The organism is Streptomyces sp. NPDC012510 (assembly GCF_042955065.1).
Classification (GTDB): domain Bacteria; phylum Actinomycetota; class Actinomycetes; order Streptomycetales; family Streptomycetaceae; genus Streptomyces.
In genome coordinates, this window is record NZ_JBIBEN010000021.1 from 18,282 (window position 1) to 44,886 (window position 26,605).

Genomic DNA, 26,605 nt, shown 5'->3' on the forward strand with positions numbered 1-26,605 from the left:
GCGTCGTGGCCCTCCTGAATACCCGACGACTGGCAGCCGACGCGGGGCTGCTCGTCATCGCCGCGGCCTTCGTCCTCCCACTGGCCTGGGTGGTCCTCTCGTCGGTGGACCCGCGGGCGAACCTGACGGTGAAAGTCCCGGACGGCGTGACGCTGGACAACTTCGACGCGGTCCTGACGCCGGAAATCACGTTCACGCCGCTGCTGAACAGCCTGCTGCTGTGCGGCGGGGGGACCGCATTGACGGTGGTGTGCGCGGCCTTGGCGGCGTACCCGCTCTCTCGCTTCCGCTCCCGCCTCAACCGCCCTTTCCTCCTGACGATCCTCTTCGCGACGAGCCTCCCGATCACGGCGATCATGGTTCCGGTGTACGCGTTGTTCGTCCAGGTGAACCTGATCGACACCATGCAGGGCACCATCTTCTTCTTCGCCGCGTCCCAATTGCCGTTCGCGATCTGGCTGATGAAGAACTTCATGGACGGGGTGCCGAAGGAATTGGAGGAGGCGGCGTGGACGGACGGGGCGTCGTCGCTTCAGTCGCTGGTGCGGGTGGTGTTGCCGCTGATGGGGCCGGGGGTCGCCGTGGTGACCGTCTTCTCGTTCGTGATGATGTGGGGGAACTTCTTCGTCCCGTTCATGCTGCTCCTCACACCGGAACAGATGCCGGCGGCGGTGAGCATCAATGAGTTCTTCGGGAATCGGGGGACGGTGGTCTATGGGCAGTTGGCGGCGTTCTCGGTCATTTACTCGACTCCGGTGATCCTTTTGTACGTGGGAGTGGCCCGGCGGCTGGGTGGGGGGTTCGCTCTGGGCGGGGCGGTCAAGGGGTGAGGGAGTGGGTGGGGGTTAGCCCAGCATTTCGGCCCAGGCGCGGGCCTGGGCTGCTTCGGTGAGGGCGTTGCCTCGGGTGTAGGCGTCGGCGGCCTGCAGCAGGTGGGCGCGGGCTTCGACGGGACGGTGGGCCTCCTCCTGGACAAGGGCCAGGTTCTGCAGGGCGGTGCCCACGCGGTACCAGTCCTCGAACTCCCGGTAGATCTCGAGGGCCGTGCCGTGCGCCTCGATCGCCTCCTCCACCCGGCCCCCTCCCCGCAGGGCGACGCCGAGACTGTTCCGCGCCATGGCCTCGCGGTGGCGGTCCCCGGCGGCCCGGAACAGCTCGATGGCGTGGTTGCCGTTCCATGGCCGCCGCCACGGCACCCGCGCCCGCCAGATCTCCAGCGAGCAGGCCGGCCAGCCGCTCGCCCCATTCCCGTACGGCATCCCGCCGTGCCGGGTCCCGTGCCGACTCGGCGAGTTCCGCGACCGACGCCCCGGCGTCCAGCCCGACCGCCCGAGCCAGCGACTCCACCGCCCGGCGTCCGTCATCCCCGCACGCGCCCTCGGCCAGGGCGGTCAGCAACGCCGCTTTCATACGCCCGTCCGCTCCCCGTTCCGTACCGTGAGTCAACGGTACGGCTTCGGAGCGAGGGCCGGACCTGCCTTCCTCCACTGGTCAACAACCCGGCCCCATCCTCGACTTGGCAGTACCGTGGGCAGGTGCCCAAATCTGACACACACCCCGTATCAGCCGTCGTCCTCACCGCGCTTCCGGTCGAGTACGACGCCGTACGTGCTCTCCTGACGGACCTGGACCCCGAGGAACTCGTCCACGAGGACGGGGCCCGCGTCGAGGTCGGTCGGATCGAGGGCACGTCCTGGATCGTGGCTGTCTCCGAGCTGGGCGAGGGCGCGGTGCACGCCGCCGCGCGCGCGACGCAGATCGTCGGCTGGCTCCGCCCTGAGGTGCTGCTCTTCGTGGGAGTGGCGGGCGGGCTCAAGGACGACATCGAGATCGGTGACGTGGTGGTCGGTACGAAGGTGTACGGCATCCACGGCGGCAAGCAGACCTCCAAGGGCTTCCAGGCCCGGCCCGAGGTCTGGCACGGGTCGGCCCGACTCGTGCCGGCGGCGCGTTCCGCGCTGCGGGGTCTGCCGGACGTACGGGGCCATCTGAAGCCGATCGCGTGTGGTGACGTCGTCCTGGCCGACGACAGGTCCGCGCTCGCCGAGCACATCCGCCACCACTACAACGACGCCTGCGCGATCGAGATGGAGGGGTCGGGCGCGGCTCACGCGGCCCACCTCAACGGCCAGTTGGACGCGCTCGTCATCCGGGGCATCAGCGACTGCGCCAACCGCCACAAGCACAAGGCGGACGCCTCGGGCACCCAGGATCTGGCCTCCAAGCAGGCCGCTGCCGTGGCCGTGGCCGTCCTCCGCAAACACCGGCCGCGCGGCGGCGGCTCCTCCGACTCCCAGGAGGGTCCCTTGCGCGGAACCGAAGGCGGAGCCACTTACGGCGGCGATCACATCGACTTCCGAGGGGGCACCTTCCACGGGCCCGTCACGGGCAAGTCGGACGGACGCTAGCGCCGAGGACCGGCCTCAGGGCCGGGAACGCGCCCACGGCCCGGTCCCGGTCGCGACCACCACCCTCCCACACCGCCCTCCCGGCTTCACCGGCCGCACGGCGGAACTCGACCGCCTGCTCCCCCGCCTCGCCCCCACCTCGGACGAGGGCACCCCACTCCTCATCTCGGCCGTCACCGGCATGGGCGGCATCGGCAAGACGGCGCTCGCGGTGGAGGCGGCGCATCGGGCGGGGGCGGAGGGCTGGTTCCCCGGCGGCTTCCTCTTCATCGACCTGCGCGGCTACGACGACAACCCGGCGACGGCGGACCAGGGCGTCCTGGCGCTGCTGGACGCCATGGGGGTGCGGGGGACGGACCTGCCGCCTACGACGGCACGTCAGTACGACGAGTATCAGCGTCTCCTCTCCGCGCGGCAGGACCGGATGCTACTGATCCTGGACAACGCCTCGGCCGCGTCCCCGTACCTGTCTCTCGTCCCCGGCACGGCTCACCACTCAGTACTGATCACCTCCCGGGACTACCCGAACGTCAACTCCGTTCGTGTGATCGAGCTCGGCACCCTCGACAGGGAAACGTCCGTCGCCCTCATCACCCACGCCCTTCACACCACCGACGAACGCGACGACCGCCCCAGTCGGGAACCGGAAGCCCTGCGCGAAATCGCCTCGCTGTGCGGCGGCTTGCCCCTCGCCCTCCAGATCGCGGCCGGGATGCTCCACCGACGCCGGTACCGGGACATCGCTTGGTCGGTGGCCCAGATCAGGGAGGCCGAGGACCCGACCGCGGCCCTCGACAGGGGCAGTCCGGTGCGGGACCTGAACGACCGCTCACTCGTCCTGCGCCCCGTACTGGAGACGTCGTATCGCAGACTGCCCCCGGACCAGGCCCGGTTGCTTCGGCTGCTGTCCCTCGCTCCCGGCTCGGAGACCACTACGGAGGCGGTGACCGCGCTGCTCGATCTGGACACACCTGCCGCGCTGGACCTGCTGGAGGGTTTGGTCACCGCCTATCTCGTCGCACCCGTCCGCGACGGCGGGGGGCGGGCCTCCGACCGATGGCGGCTGCATGACTTGGTGCGAGCGTTCGGACTGAGCGTGGTCGCTGAGGACGAGGCACTCCGGGAAGAGGGGGAAGCGGCGCGGGAGCGAATCCTGGAGTTCTACTACCGCTGGGCGAACGCAGCGGACAGCCGGTTGCGGTGGTTGCCGGGGATGGCAGAGCCCGAACGGTTCACCACCCGGGCGCAGGCACTCGCGTGGCTGGATGGGGAACGGGCAGGGTTGGTGGCGACGGTGCTGTGGGCGGGGGAGGAGCGGTTCGCGGACGCGGCGGTGCTGCTGGCGCTGTGCCTTGGGGAGTATCTCGCTTTGCGGCGATTTTTCGACGACCGCATCGGCGTCTACGAGGCCGCGCAGAAAGCCGCGCAGCGCTCCGGAGACCGCCACTGCGAGGCCGTCGCGTGGAACAATCTCGGCCTCGCTCTACGGGAAGCGGGCCATGGGAAGAAGGCGATCGACGCCCACACCAGGGCCCTGGCCCTGTACACCCACGGCAAGGCCAAGGCGTGGAACAACCTCGGCATCGCTCTACGGGAAGAGGGGCGGGGGGAGGAGGCGATCGACGCCCACGCCCGTGCCCGCGAACTGTACGCGGCCGCCGGGGACCTCCACGGCGAGACGGCGGCGTGGAACAACCTCGGCATCGCTCTGCGAGGCGCGGGCCGGACAGGTGAGGCCATCACCGCCCTCGTCCGCGCCCGTGACCTCTGCAGGGCCGGCGAGGACCGCCTCGGCGAGGCTTACGCGTGGACCAACCTCGGCAATGCCCTGCTGGAAGCGGATCGGGGAGAGGAGGCGATCGAGGCGCACGGCAAGGCCCTGGCGATCTTCCGGGAGGCCGTGAGTTGGTACGAGACAGGCCTGACCCTCGAGAACCTGGGCGAGGCCCACAGGAGAACCGGCCGTCCCGCCGAAGCCCGTGCCCACTGGCTCGAGGCCGTCCGTGCCTACACCCGTGCCGATGCCCTCGACCTGGCCGACGAAGCCCGCACGCACGCCGCGAACGTCGTCCTGTGAAAGCCGATCGCCTTGCGCGGTGCCGGTCGTGCCGTCCTGTACGCCGACGGTGCGCCTGACATCGACGCTGCGGTGAGTCGCTCACCCGCCCCGGCCGCCCGGTCACGCCACCGGCAACACCCCTGCCCGGAAACGGCTCCACCCCACAACCCTCCGCACCCGCACCGGCTCGATCAGGATCAATCAGCCGCCGCTCGCCGGGCAGCGGCCACGGATACCGTTCCTCCCCGATGTACTTGCGGGTGAGCCGGTCCATGGCCCGTTCCGCTTCCTCGCCCTGCACGACCCAGGCACGCCCGCCCAGGCACCCCCGCCCAGCCTCCCACCCAGGCCACTCCGACCACACACCTCCCACAAACCGTAGCTTCCTACAATCCGTGATTGTGGCCGAACAGCCCGTAGTCACCGCAGTCCCGCGCCCCTACGTTGTGCGCGTGCACCGACGCTCAGCCCACGAACGGCAGCCCCAGCAGCCGTACACGGCCCCGTACCCGGACTCGCAGACAGCCGCCACCCCCACCCCGCCCTTCAACGCCCCCGCCGCCCGGGAACTCCGCGTCGCCCTCGGCATGGGGCCCGAGCACGTCGCCTACGGCATGCGCTCCTCGTACGGGCTCCCGTACGTCACCCCGGACCTGGTCGCCGCGTGGGAGCGCGGCACGATGACACCGACGAGCCCCGAACTCACCGCGCTGGCAGGGGTGTTGTGGTGCTCGGCCGGTGAACTCATCGGCACGCCCCGGACCTTGCCCGAGCACCGCCGGGCCCGTGGTCTGGCCGCCGAGGACGTCGCGCGCGCCGTCGGCCTGGAACTGTCGGCGTACCTACGCATGGAGGAGAGCGAGGAGTGGCGCGGCACCGACCGGCAGGCCGCCGCCCTCGCCGACGTGCTCGATCTCTCATTGCCCGAACTGATCACCGTCACGGGACGCGAGGCGAAGCTCGTCGCACTGCTCCAGGGCGCGGTCAGCACGCGCTGGCAGGCCTACGTACGGCCGGCCGCCAAGCTGCTGTCCCTCGACCGGCGCCTCGACCGGCGCCTCGACCGACACCTCCTGGAAGACGTTCTGCAGGAGATGCACTCCGACTACCAGGGCCGGATGGCCGCGGGCCTCACCTGGGCCGAGGACACCGCCGCGACCGACGTGGGCGAGGCCGCCCGCACCTACCTGGACCGGATCGTCGACCACTTCTGGTCACTGGTTCGAAGAACGCCGACCTATTGACCCGGACGCCGACCTGGTGACCCGGCCGCCTCCGGCAGCAGGGTTCTAGAACACCGACTCCGCCTCGTCCATCCGATCCTTCGGCACCGTCTTCAGTGCGGTCACCGCCTCCGCCAGCGGCACCATCACCACCTCGGTGCCGCGCAACGCGGTCATCCGGCCGAAGTCGGCCCGGTGCGCGGCCTCGACCGCGTGCCAGCCGAAGCGCGTGGCGAGCACCCTGTCGTACGCGGTCGGGGTGCCGCCGCGCTGGACGTGGCCGAGGATGACCGGCTTGGCCTCCTTGCCGAGGCGGCGCTCCAATTCGTACGCGAGCGCCGTGCCGATGCCCTGGAAGCGCTCGTGGCCGAACTGGTCGATCGCGCCGTGGCCGTAGTCCATGGAACCCTCGGCGGGGTGGGCGCCTTCCGCGACACAGATGACCGCGAACTTCTTGCCGCGCGCGAAGCGCTCCTCGACCATCTTCACCAGGTCGGCAGGGTCGAAGGCCCGTTCCGGCAGGCAGATGCCGTGCGCACCCGCCGCCATCCCCGACTCCAGCGCGATCCAGCCCGCGTGGCGGCCCATGACCTCGACGACCATCACCCGCTGATGGGACTCCGCGGTCGTCTTCAGGCGGTCCATCGCCTCCGTGGCGACACCCACGGCCGTGTCGAAACCGAAGGTCCGATCGGTCGACGAGATGTCGTTGTCGATCGTCTTGGGGACCCCGACCACCGGCAGACCCACGTCGCTCAGCATCCGTGCCGCCGTCAGCGTGCCCTCGCCGCCGATGGGGATCAGTACGTCGATGCCGAACTGGTGCGCCATGTCCTGCGCGTTCTCGCAGGCCTCGCGGAGGCGGTCGCGCTGGAGCCGGGAGGAGCCGAGGATGGTGCCGCCGCGGGCGAGGATGCCGCTGACGGACTCCAGGTCGAGAGTGCGGTAGCGGCCGTCGAGCAGACCGGCGTAGCCGTCCTCGAAGCCGATGACCTCGTCGCCGTACTGGGCGACCGCTCGGTGCACGACCGACCGGATCACTGCGTTCAGGCCCGGACAGTCGCCGCCTGCGGTGAGAACTCCGATACGCATCGTGCTGTGTCTCCTGATCGTCCTGATCGTCCTGGTCGATGCTGTTACTTGTGAGCCAGTCCGATTGTTTCACGCCTGCCGGGGGGTCGCCGCGCCCGTCCGCCCCGCCCGCCCCCGCTCCCCGCGTCGCCCACGGCCCCGCCTGCGGCCTCGCCCGCGGCCCCGCTCACCACGCCGCTCACCACCCCGCTCACCAGCCTCCCAGAGCCCCTGCAGGGCGATGGGCGCCTTATCCATGGCCAGAGGTATTGTCAAGAGGGTTTCCGTCCGCCGCGACGGTGAATTTCGTCCGGGGTCGAGACACCCGCGTCCGCCGGACCGCACGCCCTACACGTCCCACATGAAACGGAGAGCACACGTGACGCGCAGCGTGTACGTGACCGGGATCGACCGCGGCGACGGCCGCCAGGTCGTCGAGCTGGGGATCATGGAGCTCCTGACCCGCCAGATCGACCGGGTGGGGGTGTTCCGCCCGCTTCTGCACCACGGTCCGGACCGGCTCTTCGACCTGCTGCGCGCCCGCTATCGCCTCGCCCAGGACCCGGCGACCGTGTACGGCATGGATTACCACGAGGCGTCCACCCTCCAGGCCGAGCACGGCACGGACGAACTCGTCTCGACACTCGTCGACCGGTTCCACGCCGTCGCGCGTGACTACGACGTCGTCCTCGTACTGGGTACGGACTTCGCCGACACCCAGTTCCCGGACGAGCTGTCCCTCAACGCCCGGCTCGCCAACGAGTTCGGTGCCTCCGTCGTCCCCGTCGTCGGCGGGCGGAAGCAGACCGCCGAGTCCGTCGCCGCCGAGACGCACAACGCGTACCGCGCGTACGAGGGACTGGGCTGTGATGTCCTCGCCATGGTCGTCAACCGGGTCGCGCCCGCCGACCGTGACGAAGTGGCCGAGCGGCTCGGTGACGCCCGGCTGCCGCTCCGGGTCCCCTGTTACGTGCTGCCCGACGAGCCCGCGCTCTCCGCCCCGACCGTCGCCCAGATCACCCACGCCCTCGGCGGCGAGGTCCTCCTCGGCGACGACTCCGGTCTCGCCCGGGACGCGTTGAACTTCGTCTTCGGCGGTGCCATGCTGCCGAACTTCCTCAACGCCCTGACACCGGGCTGTCTGGTCGTCACCCCCGGCGACCGCGCGGACCTCGTCGTCGGCGCCCTCGCCGCCCACAGCGCCGGGACCCCGCCCATCGCCGGTGTCCTGCTCACCCTCGACGAGCGGCCCAGCGACGAGGTGCTCACGCTGGCCGCCCGCCTCGCCCCCGGCACGCCCGTGGTCGCCGTCGAGAGCGGCTCCTTCCTCACCGCCTCCGAACTCTTCTCCATGGAGGGGAAGTTGAGCGCGGTGACGCCGCGCAAGGCGGAGACCGCGCTCGGCCTCTTCGAGCGGTACGTCGACACCGCCGAGCTGCGCACCCGCGTCTCGGCGCCGAGCAGCGACCGTGTCACACCGATGATGTTCGAGCACACCCTGCTGGAGCGGGCCCGCTCCGAGCGGCGCCGGGTGGTCCTGCCCGAGGGCACCGAGGAGCGGGTGCTGCACGCGGCGGAGGTGCTGCTGCGGCGCGGGGTGTGCGACCTCACCCTCCTCGGCCCGGTCGAGCAGATCCGCAAGAAGGCCGCCGACCTCGGCATCGACCTCGGCGACTGCCAGCTCATCGACCCGGGGACCTCCGAGATCCGGAACACGTTCGCGGAGAAGTACGCCCGGTACCGGGCCCACAAGAACGTCAGCATGGAGCTGGCGTACGACGTCGTGTCCGACGTGAACTACTTCGGCACGCTCATGGTGCAGGAAGGACTCGCGGACGGCATGGTGTCGGGGTCGGTGCACTCCACGGCCGCCACCATCCGGCCCGCCTTCGAGATCATCAAGACCAAGCCGGACGCCGACATCGTCTCGTCCGTCTTCTTCATGTGCCTCGCCGACAAGGTGCTGGTGTACGGCGACTGCGCGGTCAACCCGGACCCGAACGCCGAGCAGCTCGCCGACATCGCCATCCAGTCGGCCGCGACGGCCCAGCGGTTCGGTGTGGAGCCGAGGATCGCGATGCTGTCGTACTCCACGGGGACGTCCGGTTCGGGCGCCGACGTCGACAAGGTGCGGGAGGCCACCGGGATCGTGCGGTCCCGGCGGCCCGATCTGTTGATCGAGGGGCCGATCCAGTACGACGCCGCCGTCGAGCCGAGTGTCGCGGCGACCAAGCTGCCGGACTCCGAAGTGGCGGGCCAGGCAACGGTGTTGATTTTCCCGGACCTCAACACCGGCAACAACACCTACAAGGCCGTGCAGCGTTCGGCCGGCGCCCTCGCGGTCGGACCGGTCCTCCAGGGTCTGCGCAAGCCGGTCAACGACCTGTCCCGGGGTGCGCTCGTGCAGGACATCGTCACCACCGTCGCCATCACGGCGATCCAGGCCCAGACACCCGCGCCGGCCGCCGCCCCCGCCGCCGAGTGACCCCCACCGCCGACAGAAAGCACCCGACCACCGTGACCGCCACCAGCGCAGCCTCCCGCGTCCTCGTCCTCAACTCCGGCTCCTCCTCCGTGAAGTACCAGCTGCTCGACATGCGCGACAGCAGCCGTCTGGCCGTGGGCCTGGTGGAGCGGATCGGCGAGGACACCTCCCGGCTGAAGCACACGCCGCTCACCGGCGAGGGCTCATCCCGCGAGCGCAGCGGCCCGATCGCCGACCACGAGGCCGCGCTCAAGGCCGTCGCCGAGGAGCTGGCCACGGACGGGCTGGGCCTGGACTCCCCCGAGCTGGCCGCCATCGGGCACCGTGTCGTGCACGGCGGGCAGGGCTTCACCGAGCCGACGGTCGTCGACGACGCCGTACTCGCCGAGATCGAGCGGTTGATCCCGGTGGCCCCGCTGCACAACCCGGCCAACCTGACCGGTATCCGTACGGCCCGGGCGCTGCGCCCGGACCTGCCTCAGGTGGCGGTGTTCGACACGGCGTTCCACACCACCATGCCGGAGTCCGCCGCCCGTTACGCCATCGACGTGGAGACGGCCGACGCACACCGCATCCGGCGCTACGGCTTCCACGGCACCTCGCACGCGTATGTCTCCCGGGCCACCGCCGAACTGCTGGGCAAGGCGCCGGAGGACGTCAACGTCATCGTGCTGCACCTCGGCAACGGGGCGTCCGCGTCGGCGGTCGAGGGCGGCCGGTGCGTGGACACCTCCATGGGGCTGACGCCTTTGGAGGGGCTCGTGATGGGTACGCGGTCGGGAGACATGGACCCGGCCGTCATCTTTCATTTGATGCGCGTTGGCGGAATGTCCACGGACGAGATCGACACTCTCCTCAACAAGAGGAGCGGTCTGATCGGGCTCTGCGGCGACAACGACATGCGGGAAATACGCCGGCGTATCGACGAGGGCGACGAGCGGGCGAAGCTGGCCTTCGACATCTACATTCACCGGTTGAAGAAGTACATCGGCGCCTACTGCGCGGTGCTCGGCCGGGTGGACGCCGTCGCGTTCACCGCCGGGGTCGGCGAGAACGCGGCGCCCGTGCGGGAGGCCGCGGTGGCGGGCCTGGAGGGCCTCGGCCTCGCGGTCGACGGCGAGTTGAACGCCGTACGGAGCGGCGAGGCACGGCTGATCTCGCCGGTCGGCGCGCGGGTCGCGGTCGCGGTGGTGCCGACGGACGAGGAACTGGAGATCGCGACACAGACGTACGCCTTGGTCGACAAATGAGCAAAGGACAGTCGAGCAGTCGAGCACAGTCGGGAAATACACACCGGTAACACGACTGAGCGCGGAGCCGCCCATTTGCATTCCGCCAGACGGAATATTCCGTAGCGAAACAAACCGATAGGATCGTCCCATGCGCCGTTCGAAAATCGTCTGTACTCTCGGCCCCGCGGTCGACTCCCACGAGCAACTGGTCGCCCTCATCGAGGCCGGCATGAACGTGGCCCGTTTCAATTTCAGCCACGGCAGTCACGCCGAGCACCAGGGCCGTTACGACCGGGTCCGGGCCGCCGCCGCCGAGACCGGCAAGGCCATCGGTGTCCTCGCCGACCTCCAGGGCCCGAAGATCCGTCTGGAGACCTTCGCCGAGGGTCCCGTGGAGCTGGTGCGCGGTGACGAGTTCACCATCACCGCCGAGGACGTGCCGGGCGACAAGCAGATCTGCGGTACGACGTACAAGGGTCTGCCCGGTGACGTCGCCCCCGGCGACCAGGTCCTCATCAACGACGGCAACGTCGAGCTGAAGGTCCTGGAGGTGGACGGTCCCCGTGTGCGGACCGAGGTCATCGAGGGCGGTGTCATCTCCGACCACAAGGGCATCAACCTGCCCGGCGCGGCCGTCAACGTGCCCGCTCTGTCCGAGAAGGACGTCGAGGACCTGCGGTTCGCCCTGCGGATGGGCTGCGACCTGGTGGCGCTGTCCTTCGTGCGGGACGCCGAAGACGTGCGGGACGTCCACAAGGTGATGGACGAGGTGGGCCGCCGGGTCCCCGTCATCGCCAAGGTGGAGAAGCCGCAGGCGGTGGAGAACATGGAGGACGTCGTGATGGCGTTCGACGGCGTGATGGTCGCCCGTGGCGACCTGGCCGTCGAGTACCCGCTCGAGAAGGTCCCCATGGTGCAGAAGCGGCTCATCGAGCTGTGCCGCCGCAACGCCAAGCCGGTGATCGTGGCGACCCAGATGATGGAGTCGATGATCACCAACTCCCGCCCCACGCGCGCCGAGGCCTCCGACGTGGCCAACGCGATCCTGGACGGCGCGGACGCGGTCATGCTGTCGGCGGAGTCCAGCGTGGGCGCGTACCCGCTGGAGACCGTCCGGACGATGTCGAAGATCGTCGCGGCGGCCGAGGAGGAACTGCTCTCCAAGGGTCTGCAGCCGCTGGTGCCGGGCAAGAAGCCGCGCACGCAGGGTGGTTCGATCGCCCGTGCCGCCTGCGAGATCGCCGACTTCCTCGGCGGACGGGCGCTGGTGGCGTTCACGCAGTCCGGTGACACCGCCCGCCGGCTCTCCCGCTATCGCGCGTCGCAGCCGATCATCGCGTACACCACCGATGAGTCCACCCGTAACCAGCTCGCTCTGAGCTGGGGTGTCGAGTCGCACGTCGTGCCGTTCGTGAACAGCACCGACGAGATGGTCGACCTGGTCGACCACGAGATGGTCAAGCTCAACCGCTTCAACGAAGGGGACATCGCGGTCATCACCGCCGGCTCGCCCCCCGGTGTCCCGGGGACCACCAACATGGTCCGGGTGCACCACCTGGGCGGCGGCGCCCGCGACTGACACCGCCGGCCGTGCCCCAGCGCATAGGACAGCACCGAGGGCGCCCCCTGGAAACAGGGGGCGCCCTCGGTCTGTGCGGCTCCCGGACGGGTCCTGGGTGACCGTCTGCTCAGTCGGTCATGAACTGGTGCATGCCCGGGACGGTGAGCGTTCCGCCGAACTGGCCCGCCTGGACGACCTTCACCTTGGTGAAGTAGATCAGCGGGATGTTCAGCGGCGGCGGGTGCTTCGGGTCGAAGGTCACCGGGATCAGACCGAGCAGGTTGCCGGAGATGCTCTCGGTGTACATGACCGTCTTGCCCTCGCGGATCGTGGACGTGGTGCCCTTGCCGGCCTGCACGTGGTAGGTCACGCCGGCCTGCTTGTCCTCGACCGTCTGGTGGAGGTCACCGATGTCGGTGCCGTCGGAGACGACGTACTTCAGGACCTCCTTGACGCTGCCGTCGGCAGTCCTCACCTTGACGATGCCCTGGTAGTCGGCGCCCTTCAGCAGCAGCGAGCTGGCGTTCAGGTACCAGGGGTCGTCGGGCAGCGGCGGGATGCCCTTCTCGACACCGCTCTCGTCCTCCGTGGCGACCGGGCAGCCGTCGACGTCCGCGCTCTCGCTCGGGGACGGGCTGGGCGTCGAGGTGGCGTCGTCGGTGGCGTCCTCGGTGTCCTCGGCGGTGTCGGTGACGTCCTTGGCGGCGTCCTCGACCTTGTCGGTGGTGTCGTCGGCGGTGTCCTGCGCGTCGCCGACGGGGCCCGAGCCCGTGTCCTTGTCCTTGTCCTTCTCCGAGCCGGAGGCGTCGTCGGAGGGCGAGGGCGACGGGGACGGGCTGGTCGACCCGGACGGAGTCGTGGTCTCCGTCTCCTTGTCGTCCGGCGTGAACAGGTCCTCGATCGCGGTGCCGATGTCCTCCAGGACGTTGCCGCCGCTGTCCTTCCCGGAGGTGTCGGACGACGACGTGTCACCGCTGTCGGCCGTGTCCGAGGCGGACTTGTCGGCGCCGTCCGTCGCCGACGACTTGTCCGAGGTGGAGCTGTCCTTGTCGTCGGAACCTGAATCCGACGAAGAGGAACCGCCGTTGGACGTGTCGTCGGTGGCGGAGTCGCCCGAGGAGTTGGCGTCCGAGGAGTCATCGCCCGAGGAAGTGTCCTCGTCCTTCGCCTCGTCCTTCGACTCGTCGTCCGAGGAACCGTCGCTCTCCGGGGCGGAGGCGGACGGTGTCGGGGTCGGCGAGGCGGAGGTGTCGGTGCCCTCCTCGGCGGCCTCCAGGGCCGCCACGCAGTCCTTGTACTCGTCGGCCGTCAGGCTCAGCTTCGTCGGGTCGTCGGCGCGGGCGAGCGTCAGCGTGGGCGTGAAGCCCATGCCCATGAGGACCGCCGTGGGCATCGCCGCCAGGGCTATCGCCTTGCCCGCCGGCATGTTCAGCCGGGTGAGAAGGGGCTTCTTGGGCGCCGCGTGCCGCGGTCCGGATCTCGCACGGGACTCTCCCACCGAAGTCCCGTGGGTCACCTCGTCAGCCGGCACTGTGCCTCCCGTTCGTCCCGTTCGTGGGGGTGGTACCTGACAGGTCGTCGCCCTCGCCGTTCGCCGTCCCGTTCAGCGAGCCGGCCGCGGCGGGCTCCGGGGCGTCGCCCTTGTGCAGGGGGACCACACCTTGTTGTGCCGTGTTCTGCGGGGCCGTGTCCTGCGGAACCGGGGTCCGCCTCGGGGTCTTGTAGGTGGACGGCACCGCCGCCTCCTCGTGACCGGGCGCCCAGGCGATGGCCAGCGCACCACCGATCAGGGAGAGCAGGAAGCCGACACCGAAGCCACCGAGGTTGGAGACCGGGATAGACACGAGCGCCAGGAGGATCGCCGCCGTACCGGCGAAGGTGCGTACATGCCGCTGGAACCACAGGCTGACCCCGAGCACCACCAGCAGCACGCCGATGATGAGGGATCCCGCGCCGCCCGTCGTCGACATGGCGAGCGTCAGGTGACCGATCTGCAGGTTCGCGTACGGCAGATACATGATCGGGAAACCGCCGAGCAGTACCAACAGGCCCGCCCAGAAGGGACGTGAGCCCCTCCAGTCGCCAAAGCGCCGCCGAAAGGCGCGGAGATAGTCTTCGTTCTGCCCCGTTGGCTCGGCGCTCATGGACAACAGCTCCCTGGAACGGTGTTGCTGTGAGAAGTTCACGTACGGCACGCGTTACGAAGCGCGCGCACGACATTCACGTACGGAGTTCGCCCGCGCGGCGTCGGCGCGCACGGCGAGAGGGACGGGCGGGCGAAGAAGCGCAGGCCCCCTCACCCGCCCAGGGAGTGCTCAGTAGCACTCCACGACGCCCTTGTGAAGCGACATCTTGAGGTTGCTCAGCTTGAAGGTTCCGGCGGTGGTCGCCCACGCCGTCTGCTTCACACCGGTCAGCGAGGCCGAGTCGGCCTGCTGGGCGAACCCGTAGGGGTTGGCCTGCTCCGCGCCACCCTTCATGCCCGGACCCTTTTTGGCGTCCTTGGCCGCCACACCGATGTCGATGCCCTTGAAGACGGCGTCCGCCTCAAGGTCCTCGACGTCGATGTAGAGGTTCTCGGCCTCGACCTTCTTGCCACCGGTACCGGCGGTCAGCTTGAGGCTGACGCTACCGAGGATCGGGACACCGGGGGTGACGACCGACTGGCACATGTTGGTGATCGTCGCGGACTTGAACGCCGAAACGGCGACGGGGTGAACCGTCTTCTCGCCCTTGAGGGTGTAGCCCTCGTCGAGCGCTCCGTACTGCGAGAAGCCCGTGCCGTCGAGCTGACCCGCCGTCACCTTGAACGACTGGCCCGACACGCTGAACGACGCGGCGAGAGCACCCTGCGCGAGGGCGACACCTATCGCTGCTGTGGCGGCGACGCTGGGCACCATGACCACAGCGAACCGCTTCCATCTGGTCCCGCCACGCACCTGGGACTCCATATTTCCTCCTTCTCGGACGTACATCTCCTGTCACCGGCTCGTCGCCCTTGGCGGCGGCTCGGCCGGACAGGGATGGGAGAAGTGCTACGTCCTCGGGAAGGAGAGCGCCCGCGCTCGGTGGCGCGAAAAGCGCCCGAATCACCGGCGATCACCCCCGAGCGACAACCACTGGTCGCGCCTGACACGCATCACGCACAACCTGCTGGACAGGCTCCGCCGTTGAGCGGAGACCCCCCTGCCCAAGAGCCGGCGCCACTGTCGCCCGCTCTACTCGGTGGGGACCCAGAAAACCCGTTGACCCGACTGGCTGGCGGGGCACGGGAACGGACCGAGCGTCGCCGATCGTGGTGCATTCTCGCCGCCCCCGCAAGGGGGTCGTTACTGGCTAGTAACGGACGGATAACCGAACAACGACCCATCGGCATCGGCCAGCGACCGTGGGTGGCGCCGAGTGAGGCGACACAACGGTTGACAGTTGGACAGAGTCCGACACATCGACGACTTTCTCTTACTGCCAGTAACAGCGGCCGCGTTTACCAAGATTTGGTAAAGCGCGGCCGCGGTGTCGCTGTGTCGCCAAATCACTCACTCGTGCAACAGGCGTCCCGGCGCGCCGGAACCGCACGGCCCCGGCACCCCCCGGGCCCCCTGCGCCACCCAGCCGGACACTCAGCCGGGGCGGCGCGTCACAGGTGCGTCAAAGGCGCGCCGAAGGCACGTCGCAGGCGCCTCAGAACAGGGCCCGCGCGAGGGACCGCCGCGCCGCGGCCACCCGTGGGTCGTCGCCGCCGACCACTTCGAACAACTCCAGCAGCCGCATCCGTACGGCCTCCCGGTCGTCGCCCGCTGTGCGCCGCACCGTGTCGATGAGCCGCCCGAACGCGTCCTCCACATGTCCGCCGACGAGGTCGAGGTCCGCCGCCGCGATCTGCGCCTGGGCGTCGCCCGGGTTCTCGGCGGCCGCCTTGCGCACGTCCTGCGGGTCCGCACCCTGCACCCGCTGCAGCAACTCGGCCTGCGCGAGGCCCAGTTTGGCCTCGGTGTTGCCCGGGTCGTCACTCAGTACGTTCTTGTACGCCTGCACGGCACCGCCGAAGTCCCCGGCGTCCAGGGCTTGTACGGCGGCTTCGAGCAAGTGGTCGTAGGGGCCGGCCGGGACCTGCGGGGCGGCTTCGACGGGGGCGCCGGACCGGGCGTCCGGGTCCACCACGAGGCCGGTGAGCCCGAAGCGCTGCTCGGCGACCTGGACGAGTTGGTCGAGGGTCGCGCGGATCTGCTGCTCGGGGGCGGCGCCCTGGAAGAGGGGCAGGGCCTGTCCGGCCACCACGGCGAAGACCGCCGGGATCCCCTGGATGCCGAACTGCTGCATCAACATCTGGTTGGCGTCGACATCGATCTTGGCGAGGACGAACTTGCCGTCGTACTCGACGGCGAGCCGCTCCAGCACCGGGCTGAGCTGCTTACAGGGCTGACACCACTCGGCCCAGAAGTCGATGACGACGGGCACTTCGGTGGACCGCTGCAAGACCTCGCTCTCGAACCCGGCCTCATCGACATCGATGACCAGGTCGGCCGGGGAGACCGCCCCTCCCCCGCCCTGCCGGGCCGCTTCGGCGCGCGCCTGCTCCGCCTTCGCCTTGGCCTCCTGGGCCGCCTTCACCGCGGCGAGGTCGACGACTCCGCTCATGGACATGTTCCGTGGCTGCATGCGTACATCCTCCCCCCTCCGAGCCCGCGCGTGAAAAGCGTCCTGAAAGCCCGCCCCACTTTCGCTACGAGTCGTAGCGTAACTGTCCCGGGCGACTCTCCTGTACCCGTCAGTACCCACTCCCCCGTGATCTGCCTCACGACGCCACGGGAAACTTCGGGAACGGCCGGATATGGTCGGCGGATGCAGAGCCGCAACCCCGCCTCCCGCACCACGGGAGGCCGCCCGCGCAGCGCCGCCGTGGACACCGCGATCCTGGTGGCGACCCGGGAGGCGCTGGTCGACCTCGGCTGGTCGAAGCTCACACTGGGTGACGTGGCCGCCCGGGCCGGCGTCGCGAAAACGACCCTCTACCGCCGCTGGGCCGGTAAGAACGAACTCGTCGTCGACGCGGTGGCCGCTCTCTTCGACGAACTGCGCCTCCCCGACCGGGGCAGCCTGGCCGCCGACATCGAGGGGGTCGTCCTGCAGTTCGCGGCGATCCTCGCCCGCCCGGAGGCCAGGAGCGGCCTCATGGCCGTCCTCGCCGAGTCCACCCGCGACGACGCCCTCCGCGAACGGGTCCGCGCCTCCATCGTCGACCGCCAGAAGCGCCTGGTCCTCGAAGGCCGCGCCCGCGCCCAGGCGCGCGGCGAACTCCCCCCGGAGCCCGACCCCACCACCGCCCCCCGCACCGTCGACCTGATCTTCGACGTGGTGGCCGGCGCCGTCGTCCACCGCACCGTGGTGAGTGCCGAACCAGCGGACGAAGCCTGGGCCAAAGCCTTCACCAGCCTGCTGCTGCAGGGCTTGAGAAGCACGCCCTGAAGGGGCACGGCGACCCCCGCGACCAGCCACCCCGCGAGGGGCACGGGGAACGGCGCGACCGGCCCCCCGCCGCCCGAGCCCACCCCCTAGAACCCCGCCGGCTCCGTATACACCCCCCACTCCTCCCGCAACACCCCGCAGATCTCCCCCAACGTCGCCTCGGCCCGCACCGCGTCCAGCATCGGCCCGATCATGTTCCCCCCACCCCGCGCGACCTCGAGCATCACCGACAACGCCCGCCTCACAGCCGCGTCGTCCCGCCCGCTCTTACGCCCCGCGAGCACCCGCACCTGCTCCCGCTCCACCTCATGACTGACCCGCAGGATCTCCAGGTCCCCGGTCACGGAGCCGTGATGGACGTTGACCCCCACCACCCGCTTCTCACCCTTCTCCAGGGCCTGCTGGTACCGGAACGCCGACTCCGCGATCTCCCCGGTGAACCACCCGTCCTCGATCCCGCGCAGAATCCCCGACGTCATCGGCCCGATGGGATGCCGCCCGTCCGGATGCGCCCGCAGCCCCCGCTCCCTGATCTGCTCGAAGATCTTCTCCGCGTCGGCCTCGATCCGGTCCGTCAACTGCTCGACGTACCACGAACCGCCCAGCGGATCGGCCACGTTGGCGACCCCGGTCTCCTCCATCAGGACCTGCTGCGTCCTGAGCGCGATCTCCGCCGCCTGCTCGCTCGGCAGGGCCAGCGTCTCGTCCAGCGCGTTGGTGTGCAGGGAGTTGGTCCCGCCGAGCACCGCCGACAGCGCCTCCACGGCCGTACGCACCACGTTGTTGTACGGCTGCTGCGCGGTCAGCGAGACCCCGGCGGTCTGCGTGTGGAACCGCAGCCACTGCGCCTTGTCCGTCCGCGCCCCGTACACGTCCCGCATCCACCGCGCCCAGATCCTGCGCGCCGCACGGAACTTGGCGATCTCCTCGAAGAAGTCGACGTGCGCGTCGAAGAAGAAGGACAGCCCCGGCGCGAACACGTCGACGTCCAGCCCACGGCTGAGCCCCAGTTCGACGTATCCGAACCCGTCCGCGAGCGTGTACGCCAGCTCCTGCGCGGCCGTCGCTCCCGCCTCACGGATGTGGTACCCGGACACGGACAGCGGCTTGTAAGCCGGGATCTCGGCGGCGCAGTGCTCCATCAGATCCCCGATGAGCCGCAGATGCGGCTCGGGCTGGAAGAGCCACTCCTTCTGCGCGATGTACTCCTTGAAGATGTCGGTCTGGAGCGTGCCGTTGAGCACGGCCGGATCGACGCCCTGCCGCTCGGCGGCGACGAGGTACATGCAGAAGACCGGGACGGCGGGCCCGCTGATCGTCATGGACGTGGTCACGTCCCCCAGCGGGATGTCCTTGAACAGCACTTCCATGTCGGCGGCGGAGTCGATGGCGACCCCGCAGTGTCCGACCTCCCCCAAGGACCGGGGGTCATCGGAATCCCGCCCCATGAGCGTCGGCATGTCGAACGCCACGGACAGGCCCCCGCCCCCGTCGGCGAGGATCTTCTTGTACCGCTCGTTGGTCTGCTCCGCGTTCCCGAACCCCGCGAACTGCCGGATCGTCCACGCCCGCCCCCGGTAGCCCGTCGGATACAGCCCGCGCGTGAACGGATACTCACCCGGCCACCCGATCCGCTCGAACCCCTCGTACGCGTCCCCCGGCCGCGGCCCGTACACGGGCTCCACGGCATCACCGGAAAGCGTCGTGAAGTCGGCCTCCCGCTTCCGCGCGGCGTCATAACGAGCCTGCCAGCGTCGGCGTCCCTCTTCGATGGCGTCAGCGTCCATGGGACCAATTTACTTGGACGTCCTAGTAAATGTCGATGGCAGACCGCCGTACACACACTCGTACGGCGGTGACAGACGGGCGCCAGCGGCGCGGCGGAGGCCGTGGTTCAGCAGGCGGGGCAGAGCCTCATCCCTTGGCAGCCACGGGCGAACCGTCCGTGACCTTGCCCTCCAACTCCTGGGTGATGCGGCGCTCCACGAAGAACGCGGCCGTCGGGATCGTGCCCGCCAGCAACACCCACAACTGCTTCTTGACCGGCCACTTCGCCTTGGAACCGAGATCGAAGGCGAAGACCAGGTACAGGACGTACAGCCAGCCATGGGCAAGGCTGACGACATACGTGAAGTCCGCGGCTCCGTCCAGTTCCAGCCCGTACTTGCCGATCATGCCCAGGGTCAGCAGGATCAGCAGCACACCGGTGACATAGGCAAGGACGCGATAGCGGGTCAGCACGCTCTTTTTCATGCGTACGAGCGTAACCACCGGCTTCGAACGATCTTCGAGCGACCCTCGGCCGCCTCTCAGCTGCCCCTTCGGCCGCATCTCGGCCGCATCTCAGCCGGCTCCCGGCCGTCTCTCGGCCGCCCTTCAGCTCTCCTCGAAGTCCCCCGCGGCCACCCGGAGAGGGCGGAGCATGGCGAAGATCTCGGCGCACTCCTCGGCGTCGTAGGTGCCGAGACCGAAGTCCATGGCCATGAGGTCGCGGGTGGCTGCGTCGCAGACCTCGCGGCCCTTGTCGGTGATGGAGGCGAGGGTGCCGCGGCCGTCGTTGGGGTTGGGCCGTTTGTCGACGAGACCCGACTTCACCAGGCGGTCGACCGTGTTCGTCACGGAGGTGGGGTGCACCATCAGCCGCTCGCCGATCTTGGACATCGGCAGCTCACCCTTCTGGGAGAAGGTGAGGAGCACGAGGGCCTCGTAGCGCGCGAAGGTCAGCCCGTACGGCTTGACCACCGCGTCGACCTCCGCCAGCAGGATCTGCTGGGCGCGCATGATCGAGGTGATGGCGGCCATGGACGGGACGTTTCCCCAGCGCTGCTTCCAGTGCTCGTCGGCGCGCGAGATGGGGTCGAAGGAGAGGCTGAGCGGCTTCGGCACGGCAACGACCTTACCGGCCGGTCACATGCTGGTCAGCCCCGTCTCGCCCTTCGGTCTTCGACCGATGACGGGTGGGGCTGGTCGCGCCGCCGAGAGCAGGGGCGCAGCCCCGCCTCTCCAGGTGCGCGGGGTACTGCGCGACAAGCCCCCAAAGCCCCCAAGACCCCACCCACCCGGAGCCGAAGAACCGGGCTCAGCGCGCCGTACGCCGAAGATGATGCCGAACCGCCCGCTGGGCCACCGGCCCCAGACCGTCGAGCGCGGCAGCCAGCGCCGCGAGCTGTTCGAGCGCGCCGAGGGCCGCCTCCGCACCGTCCGGATCGACACCCTCGTACAACTCCAACCCCACGAACGACGCCGCCACAGCCCGAGCCAACCCAGCCGCGTCCGCGTACTCCCCTAGCGGCGAGGCCGCCAGCACACGCCGCAACACCCCCTCGATCTCCGTGATCCACAGATCGAGCCCCGCCGCGGTGGCCGGCACCAGCCGGGCATGTGTCTGCGCCCCGGCGAGCAGCTGCCCCAGCACAGCCACATGCCCCTCCGCCCGCTCCTCCGCGTGCATCTCTCGCCCGAACGCCAGCAGCTCCGCGAGCGACCCGATCGTCGCCAGCCGCTCCCGATGCCGGGCGACCCGCTGCTCCGCCCCGTGCCGGCACGCCGCCGCCAACAGCTCGTCCACGGACCCGAAGTGGTAGAAGACGAGCGCCTGGTTCACCCCGGCGGTCGCGGCGATCGTACGGGCGGAGGTCTTGGCGATCCCCTGCTCGACGAGCGTCCGCAGGGCGCCCTCCAGCAGTTTCGCCCGGGTCGCCTCACTCACGCCCGCGCCTCCTCGCGCACCGGCCGCAGACCGGGCCGCACCCCGCACACCCGGACGTCCTGGTACGAGGCGGCGAAGGAGCCCTCGTACCCGAAGAGCGGCCCGAAGCGCCGGTTCACCACCCGCACCCGGATACGGAAACGCCCCGTCCGCTCGTCGAACCGCTCCCGCACCTCCGCCTCGCCCCCGACGAGTTCGGGAACACGCATGTCCACCGGCCCCTCCCGGAACCGGTGCTCACCCGAACGGATCAGCAGCGACCCGTCGGGTTCCGCGCCGAAGTGCAGGTCGCTGGCGAGGTGCTGGTGGGTGCCGAGGTAGTCGAGGACACGGTCGCCCTTCGGGCTCAGCACCATCTGGGCGTCGAACCGGCGGGCCCGGCCGGGCAGGTCGAAGGTACGCACGAACGTCACCGTCTCACGGCCGTGACTGTCGAGGTACGGCACGTTCTCGATGACGAAGGGGACGTCGCGCCCCTCGCGCGGGACGAGGATGTTGCGGGTGCCGCCGAGCGCCAGAAACGGCTTCACCAGGCCCCGCCCGTGCCAGATGCGGTCCATCACGCCCCGTCCGACACACGCCTCGCCGCTCGCCAGGCCGACCGAGAACCTCCGGCGCAACTCGGGGTGCAGCCGGTCGAAGTCCGCGCCCATGACCGTACGGAAGATCGAGGGCGCGGAGACCGCCCGGATCGTGGTGTTCATGATCGGCTATCCCTTCAGGGTCGCGAGCAGACGAGGGGCACGCGTGCGTGCGGGCGGTTTCCGCAGACACCGGCGGGCGGACGGAGTGCCGGGCAGGGAAGGCACCAGCAGGGCGGCCAGGGCCGCCGACACGGCCAGGACCGGCGTCACGAAGAGCGCCGGAGAGGCCGGCGGGCCCCACGGGCCCACCAGCGCCCCGTACACCGGCACGGCGCAGGCCGCTACGACGGTCACCGCGCGTACGGCGGCCTCGGCCAGCCAGCGCCGCAGGGCCCGCTCGGGGGTGATGTCCCGCTCCACCCACAGACGCAGACGGTCGAAGGACCAGGCCGTGGCCCAGCCCATGAGGGGCCGGAACAGCAGCCGGTCGGCGATCGTGCCGAGGCGGCCCCAGCGGGGGCGGTAGTCGTAGCCCGTGAGGAAGCGGACCCCCTCGCCGTCCGGGACGTAACGCCAGTAGCCGCCGCCCTCCGCGATCAGCGAGAGCGGGTGCGGCGAGGCGAACCGCAGGGCCGAGGTCCGGGTGCCGTCCGGCCGCTCCTTCTCGCCGGCCGAGATCCCGGTGCCGGAGACGGTCAGGCCGGGAAGCACACGGGTGGCGTACCGGAAGCGCTGCGGCTCGCCCTCCGCGCCCGGCAGGTAGTCGATCTCGGTGAAGCGCAGGTCCCAGCGCTGGTGCAGGGCCGGGTCCTGGGTGCGCGCCCACACCGCGTCGAGATCGGCCCGCATGCGCGCCTCTACGTAGAGCCCCATCCGCGTTCCCCCAGGTACACGAGGTTTTTGAGCGACTGCTCAAGTGACGACTGCCACGACCGTACACCGCTTTGAGCGATCGCTCAAACAGTGGGACACAGAAAAACCCCGGCCCTGAGGAACCGGGGTCTTCCGTAAGACGTACGCCGTGCGCCATGCGACGTGCGACGTACCACGTACGACGTACGGCCGCGCGTGATGGCGGCGGTTCACGCGGACAGGTGTCGCTCCACCGTCTCCACCTTCGACGTGAGACCGTCCGTCACACCGGGCCGGATGTCCGCCTTGAGGACCAGCGAGACCCGGGGCGCCCGTTCCTCGACAGCGGCGACGGCACGCCGTACGACGTCCATCACCTCGTCCCACTCCCCCTCGATCGAGGTGAACATCGCGTCGGTGCGGTGGGGCAGCCCCGACGCACGGACGACCCGTACGGCGTCGGCGACGTACTCCCCCACCTCCTCGCCGACACCCAGCGGGGTCACGGAGAAGGCGACGATCACGCGTTCACGATCCCTTCCTTGCGGGCACGGGTCGCGATCACCGCGTCCTCGGCCTCGCGGCGGAGCTTACGGTCGGCGAAGAAGCCGCCGGCGGGCAGGACGGAGAGGGCGAAGTAGAGCGCGGCGGTCTTCAGGGGCCACTTGGTGCGGTTCCAGGCGTCGGCCCAGAAGATCAGGTACAGGATGAAGAGGATGGCGTGGACCCAGCCCATGACGGGCACCGCGTTGAACTCCGTGGTGCGCTTGAGCACCGAGCAGACGAGCAGCAGCAGGAAGGAGACGGCCTCGGGGGCTGAGACGAGGCGCAGGCGGCGGAGGGCGGAGACGGTCTGTAGGTCCACGGGTCACCTTCGGTGAGGTCGGCCGGATCGGCTGATCGGCTGGATCGGCTGGCGAGTCGTCGGGGCGTCGCTTCACTTGTCGCTTCCCGGGAAGTCCGCTCGCCGGCCCTCTGTCGTTCCGTCGTCGGGTCCGCTCGCGCTACTTGTGAACGGAAGCACAAGCGCGGGTCCATTCTGGCATCCGTCAACTCCGGGTCGCCCTAGGGGTCCCTTCGGGGTCGAGATCCACCTCTGGGACCTGTCCTGTCCGGCCATCGGACGGTTACCGTCACCCCGTGGCAATGTTCCGACTTCAAGGCAGCAAGGTGCTGGCCGTCGACATGACCGGGGACGCCGTGAAGGCGAAGAACGGCTCGATGGTCGCTTACGACGGTCAGATGTCGTTCAAGAAGTTGAGCGGCGGTGGTGAGGGCCTGCGGGGGATGGTGACGCGGCGTCTCACGGGTGAGCAGATGACGTTGATGGAGGTGACGGGGCAGGGGACGTGCTGGTTCGCGGACCGGGCCTCGGAGATCAACCTCGTGAATCTTCAGGGGGACAAGCTGTACGTGGAGTCGAGCAATCTGCTCGCGACGGACTCCGGGCTGCGGACGGGCACGAGTTTCACGGGGCTGCGCGGCGCCTCGCAGGGCAACGGGCTCTTCACGACGACCGTCGAGGGCCACGGCCAGGCGGCGATCATGTCCGACGGCCCGGCGGTGGTGCTTCGGGTGAGCCGCCAGTACCCGCTGACGGTGGACCCTGGGGCGTACATCGCCCACCAGGGCGACCTCCAGCAGTCCTTCCAGTCCGGTGTGACGTTCCGCACGTTCATGGGCGAGGGCGGCGGCGAGGCCTTCCAGATCCGCTTCGAGGGCGACGGACTCGTCTACGTCCAGCCCAGCGAGCGCAACACGGTCGCGGGAGACGTGTGACATGGCCTTCCGAGAGATCAACTCGAAGATGATCGAGGCGACCGTGATGCCGGGCCAGCGGCTGTTCAGCCAGCGCGGCGCGATGCTCGCCTACAAGGGCGAGGTGTCGTTCACGCCCAACATGCAGGGAGGCCAGGGCGGTATCGCCTCGATGATCGGCCGCCGGGTGGCCGGCGAGGCGACGCCGCTGATGACGGTCGAGGGCAGCGGCACGGTGCTGTTCGGGCACGGCGGTCACCACATCCAGGTGATCAACCTGACCGGCGAGACCCTCTACGTCGAGGCCGACCGTCTGCTCGCCTTCGACGGCACCCTGCAGCAGGGCACGATGTTCATGGGCTCGCAGGGCGGGGTCATGGGCATGGTGCGGGGTCAGGTGACCGGCCAGGGCCTGTTCACCACCACCCTGCAGGGGCACGGGGCCGTCGCGGTCATGGCGCACGGCGGTGTGATCGAGGTCCCGATCACCCCCCAGCGGCCGGTACATGTGGACCCGCAGGCGTACGTGGCGCACCACGGCGACGTACGCAACAAGCTCTCCACCGCGCTCGGCTGGCGCGACATGGTGGGCCGGGGCTCCGGCGAGGCGTTCCAGCTGGAGCTGAGCGGCAGTGGTGCGGTGTACGTCCAGGCCTCGGAGGAGAAGCTGTGAGCATGTACGGGGCTCCGGGCGCCGGCCCGACCGTCTTCGACCCGATGACGTTGCCGAGCGACGACAACGTCAACAACTACACCTTCTGCGTGGAGCTCAAGGGGAGCCAGTGGTTCCTGCAGAAGGGCAAGATGATCGCCTACTACGGCCAGATGGAGTTCAACGGCATCGGGCACGGCGGGCTCGACCGTCTCGTCCGCTCCTCGTTCCATTCGCCTCTGCACGCGAGCGACTGGGTCGTGGCCCAGGGTTCCGGGAAGATGCTCCTCGCCGACCGCGCCTTCGACGTCAATTCATATGACTTGGAGGACGGGAACCTGACCATTCGCTCGGGCAACCTCCTCGCGTTTCAGCCAAGTCTCGCGCTCAAACAGTCGATCGTTCCGGGCTTCCTGACCCTCATCGGCACGGGCAAGTTCGTGGCCGCCTCCAACGGCCCGGTGGTGTTCATGGAACCCCCCATCCGGGTGGACCCGCAGGCCCTCGTCGGGTGGGCCGACTGCCCCTCTCCCTGCCACCACTACGACCACGGCTACATGACGGGTCTGATGGGCGGCCTACGAGCGATGACGGGGCTCGGCGGCGCCTCCGGCGAAGAGCACCAGTTCGAGTTCGTCGGGGCGGGCACGGTGCTGCTCCAGTCCTCCGAGACCCTCATGGCCGAGCAGGCCACGGGGATGGTCCCGCACGAGCCGGGGGTGCCCGGTGGGGGTGGGGTACCGGGTCACCACGGATCACAGGCCGGCGCACCGCGTCTTCCCGGACAGCTCGGTGATCTCCAGCGTCGCTTCGGGCTGTGAGCGGTAGTCTGCGGAGTGTGACATCGAACGTGTGCACGTCGCCGTGCTCCAACTCGTAAGACCTGCCCTGTCCGTACGACCAGCACCACCAGAAACCCTCACTAGTTCGCCTTTCAACATTTTAGGTAGACTTCATTCATGGAGACCGAGACGGCCACGCGCTGGCTGACCGATGCGGAGCAATGCGCCTGGCGCACCCATCTGGACGTCAACAGGCTGCTGATGCACCAGCTCGAAAGGGATCTGCAGCCGTTCGGCCTGACAATGAACGACTACGAGATCCTGGTGAACCTCTCCGAGTCGGAGGGCCGGCGGATGCGGATGAGCGACCTCGCCTCCGCCACCCTCCAGTCCAAGAGCCGCCTCTCGCACCAGGTCACGCGCATGGAGAACGCGGATCTGGTGCGCCGGGAGAGCTGCGAGTCCGACCGGCGAGGGCTGTTCGCCGTGCTGACCGAGCACGGCATGCAGACGATGCAGCGGGTGGCGCCGCACCATGTGGCGTCGGTGCGGCGGCATTTCATCGATCTGCTGCAGGAGGAGGCGCTGGCGGACCTGCACAAGTCGCTGGCGCCTGTCGCCGAGCATCTGCGGGCGCATCGCGGCAAGCCGTAGCGCTCCGCTGGGGTGGGTGTGTGGGCGTCGGGGGCTGCGGGCGTCGTTTTGGCTGCGGGATCGTCGTGGCCGGTCGCGCAGTTCCCCGCGCCCCTGGGATGGCCCAGGT

At 69.6% G+C, this 26,605-nt stretch carries 26 protein-coding genes and 1 pseudogene; 12 read left to right on the top strand and 15 right to left on the bottom strand.

The genetic code is table 11. From position 1 onward, the window contains the following. Positions 1 to 5 precede the first annotated feature (5 nt). Complete coding sequence (locus ACFY9I_RS31845) at positions 6 to 830, top strand: ABC transporter permease subunit (RefSeq protein WP_391008069.1); 825 nt, start codon at positions 6 to 8, stop codon at positions 828 to 830. Positions 831 to 845: 15 nt separating this feature from the next. Here ACFY9I_RS31845 and ACFY9I_RS31850 read toward each other — a convergent pair whose 3' ends face one another. After that, positions 846 to 1,259 carry a tetratricopeptide repeat protein gene (locus tag ACFY9I_RS31850; RefSeq protein ID WP_391007864.1) on the bottom strand — a complete coding sequence of 138 codons (414 nt, stop codon included), beginning with the start codon at positions 1,257 to 1,259 and terminating at the stop codon, positions 846 to 848. A 276-nt stretch (positions 1,260 to 1,535) separates the two neighbouring features. Here ACFY9I_RS31850 and ACFY9I_RS31855 point away from each other — a divergent pair, with 276 nt between their 5' ends. Together ACFY9I_RS31855 and ACFY9I_RS31860 are read left to right on the top strand one after the other, a co-directional pair. Next, on the top strand, positions 1,536 to 2,408 hold the full coding sequence (locus ACFY9I_RS31855; protein ID WP_391007866.1) for a 5'-methylthioadenosine/S-adenosylhomocysteine nucleosidase: 873 nt from the start codon (positions 1,536 to 1,538) through the stop codon (positions 2,406 to 2,408). Positions 2,409 to 2,571: 163 nt separating this feature from the next. Continuing rightward, entirely contained in the window at positions 2,572 to 4,485 is a 1,914-nt protein-coding gene (locus tag ACFY9I_RS31860) for a tetratricopeptide repeat protein (RefSeq protein ID WP_391008071.1), read from the top strand. A 102-nt stretch (positions 4,486 to 4,587) separates the two neighbouring features. Here ACFY9I_RS31860 and ACFY9I_RS31865 read toward each other — a convergent pair. Continuing rightward, a pseudogene (locus tag ACFY9I_RS31865) lies at positions 4,588 to 4,768 on the bottom strand (PPOX class F420-dependent oxidoreductase); the annotation flags it as partial. A gap of 151 nt (positions 4,769 to 4,919) precedes the next feature. On the opposite strand from ACFY9I_RS31865, the gene ACFY9I_RS31870 reads away from it, so the two are divergent. Continuing rightward, a complete protein-coding gene (locus ACFY9I_RS31870) occupies positions 4,920 to 5,711 on the top strand; it encodes a helix-turn-helix domain-containing protein (RefSeq protein WP_391007868.1) in 792 nt (263 codons plus the stop codon). A 45-nt stretch (positions 5,712 to 5,756) separates the two neighbouring features. Here ACFY9I_RS31870 and ACFY9I_RS31875 read toward each other — a convergent pair whose 3' ends face one another. After that, entirely contained in the window at positions 5,757 to 6,782 is a 1,026-nt protein-coding gene (locus tag ACFY9I_RS31875) for an ATP-dependent 6-phosphofructokinase (RefSeq protein ID WP_391007870.1), read from the bottom strand. Positions 6,783 to 7,140: 358 nt separating this feature from the next. Here ACFY9I_RS31875 and pta point away from each other — a divergent pair, with 358 nt between their 5' ends. The 3 genes from pta (at position 7,141) to pyk (ending at position 12,057) form a co-directional block, all read left to right on the top strand. After that, positions 7,141 to 9,246: a phosphate acetyltransferase gene (gene pta / locus ACFY9I_RS31880; protein WP_391007872.1), complete on the top strand. Its 2,106-nt coding sequence runs from the start codon at positions 7,141 to 7,143 to the stop codon at positions 9,244 to 9,246. 32 nt (positions 9,247 to 9,278) lie between these two features. Continuing rightward, a complete protein-coding gene (locus tag ACFY9I_RS31885; RefSeq protein WP_391007874.1) occupies positions 9,279 to 10,496 on the top strand; it encodes an acetate/propionate family kinase in 1,218 nt (405 codons plus the stop codon). Between the two features lie 130 nt (positions 10,497 to 10,626). Then, entirely contained in the window at positions 10,627 to 12,057 is a 1,431-nt protein-coding gene (pyk, locus tag ACFY9I_RS31890) for a pyruvate kinase (protein WP_391007876.1), read from the top strand. A 109-nt stretch (positions 12,058 to 12,166) separates the two neighbouring features. On the opposite strand, the gene ACFY9I_RS31895 is transcribed toward pyk, so the two are convergent. The 4 genes from ACFY9I_RS31895 to ACFY9I_RS31910 form a co-directional block, all read right to left on the bottom strand. Continuing rightward, on the bottom strand, positions 12,167 to 13,570 hold the full coding sequence (locus ACFY9I_RS31895; protein WP_391007878.1) for a hypothetical protein: 1,404 nt from the start codon (positions 13,568 to 13,570) through the stop codon (positions 12,167 to 12,169). Then, positions 13,560 to 14,183: a DUF6114 domain-containing protein gene (locus ACFY9I_RS31900; RefSeq protein ID WP_391007880.1), complete on the bottom strand. Its 624-nt coding sequence runs from the start codon at positions 14,181 to 14,183 to the stop codon at positions 13,560 to 13,562. The genes ACFY9I_RS31895 and ACFY9I_RS31900 overlap by 11 nt, the downstream gene beginning before the upstream one ends. A 171-nt stretch (positions 14,184 to 14,354) precedes the next feature. Next, positions 14,355 to 14,990: a DUF6230 family protein gene (locus tag ACFY9I_RS31905; RefSeq protein WP_391007882.1), complete on the bottom strand. Its 636-nt coding sequence runs from the start codon at positions 14,988 to 14,990 to the stop codon at positions 14,355 to 14,357. A 730-nt stretch (positions 14,991 to 15,720) separates the two neighbouring features. Then, positions 15,721 to 16,698, bottom strand: a complete 978-nt coding sequence (locus tag ACFY9I_RS31910) for a tetratricopeptide repeat protein (protein WP_391007884.1) — start codon at positions 16,696 to 16,698, stop codon at positions 15,721 to 15,723. A 183-nt stretch (positions 16,699 to 16,881) separates the two neighbouring features. Between ACFY9I_RS31910 and ACFY9I_RS31915 the strand changes: the two genes are divergently transcribed. Continuing rightward, positions 16,882 to 17,505 carry a TetR/AcrR family transcriptional regulator C-terminal ligand-binding domain-containing protein gene (locus ACFY9I_RS31915; protein WP_391007886.1) on the top strand — a complete coding sequence of 208 codons (624 nt, stop codon included), beginning with the start codon at positions 16,882 to 16,884 and terminating at the stop codon, positions 17,503 to 17,505. Between the two features lie 86 nt (positions 17,506 to 17,591). Here ACFY9I_RS31915 and ACFY9I_RS31920 read toward each other — a convergent pair whose 3' ends face one another. The 8 genes from ACFY9I_RS31920 to ACFY9I_RS31955 form a co-directional block, all read right to left on the bottom strand. Continuing rightward, positions 17,592 to 19,292 carry a methylmalonyl-CoA mutase family protein gene (locus ACFY9I_RS31920; RefSeq protein ID WP_391007887.1) on the bottom strand — a complete coding sequence of 567 codons (1,701 nt, stop codon included), beginning with the start codon at positions 19,290 to 19,292 and terminating at the stop codon, positions 17,592 to 17,594. 127 nt (positions 19,293 to 19,419) lie between these two features. Continuing rightward, the gene (locus ACFY9I_RS31925; RefSeq protein WP_391007889.1) at positions 19,420 to 19,758 is read right to left on the bottom strand and encodes a DUF3817 domain-containing protein; all 339 of its coding nucleotides are present in this window, start codon (positions 19,756 to 19,758) and stop codon (positions 19,420 to 19,422) included. Positions 19,759 to 19,881: 123 nt separating this feature from the next. Continuing rightward, positions 19,882 to 20,391, bottom strand: a complete 510-nt coding sequence (locus ACFY9I_RS31930) for a MarR family transcriptional regulator (protein ID WP_391007891.1) — start codon at positions 20,389 to 20,391, stop codon at positions 19,882 to 19,884. Between the two features lie 193 nt (positions 20,392 to 20,584). Beyond that, positions 20,585 to 21,214, bottom strand: coding sequence for a TetR family transcriptional regulator (locus ACFY9I_RS31935; RefSeq protein WP_391007893.1), 630 nt, complete (start codon positions 21,212 to 21,214; stop codon positions 20,585 to 20,587). After that, positions 21,211 to 21,918 (bottom strand): DUF4166 domain-containing protein, encoded by a 708-nt coding sequence (locus tag ACFY9I_RS31940; protein WP_391007895.1) that lies wholly within the window; start codon positions 21,916 to 21,918, stop codon positions 21,211 to 21,213. Before ACFY9I_RS31940 ends, ACFY9I_RS31935 begins: the two co-directional genes overlap by 4 nt. A 6-nt stretch (positions 21,919 to 21,924) precedes the next feature. Continuing rightward, positions 21,925 to 22,671, bottom strand: coding sequence for a hypothetical protein (locus ACFY9I_RS31945; protein ID WP_391007897.1), 747 nt, complete (start codon positions 22,669 to 22,671; stop codon positions 21,925 to 21,927). A 209-nt stretch (positions 22,672 to 22,880) separates the two neighbouring features. Further along, positions 22,881 to 23,174 carry an MTH1187 family thiamine-binding protein gene (locus ACFY9I_RS31950; RefSeq protein ID WP_351610576.1) on the bottom strand — a complete coding sequence of 98 codons (294 nt, stop codon included), beginning with the start codon at positions 23,172 to 23,174 and terminating at the stop codon, positions 22,881 to 22,883. Beyond that, complete coding sequence (locus tag ACFY9I_RS31955) at positions 23,171 to 23,515, bottom strand: DUF3817 domain-containing protein (protein WP_391007899.1); 345 nt, start codon at positions 23,513 to 23,515, stop codon at positions 23,171 to 23,173. The genes ACFY9I_RS31950 and ACFY9I_RS31955 overlap by 4 nt, the downstream gene beginning before the upstream one ends. Before the next feature lie 281 nt (positions 23,516 to 23,796). Between ACFY9I_RS31955 and ACFY9I_RS31960 the strand changes: the two genes are divergently transcribed. The 4 genes from ACFY9I_RS31960 to ACFY9I_RS31975 all read left to right on the top strand — a co-directional run bounded on the left by ACFY9I_RS31960 (position 23,797) and on the right by ACFY9I_RS31975 (position 26,496). Next, on the top strand, positions 23,797 to 24,429 hold the full coding sequence (locus ACFY9I_RS31960; protein WP_391008073.1) for an AIM24 family protein: 633 nt from the start codon (positions 23,797 to 23,799) through the stop codon (positions 24,427 to 24,429). Between the two features lies 1 nt (position 24,430). Continuing rightward, on the top strand, positions 24,431 to 25,081 hold the full coding sequence (locus tag ACFY9I_RS31965) for an AIM24 family protein (protein ID WP_391007901.1): 651 nt from the start codon (positions 24,431 to 24,433) through the stop codon (positions 25,079 to 25,081). Between the two features lie 2 nt (positions 25,082 to 25,083). Further along, entirely contained in the window at positions 25,084 to 25,881 is a 798-nt protein-coding gene (locus ACFY9I_RS31970) for an AIM24 family protein (protein WP_391008075.1), read from the top strand. A gap of 138 nt (positions 25,882 to 26,019) precedes the next feature. After that, positions 26,020 to 26,496, top strand: coding sequence for a MarR family transcriptional regulator (locus ACFY9I_RS31975; protein WP_391007903.1), 477 nt, complete (start codon positions 26,020 to 26,022; stop codon positions 26,494 to 26,496). Positions 26,497 to 26,605: the final 109 nt, after the last annotated feature.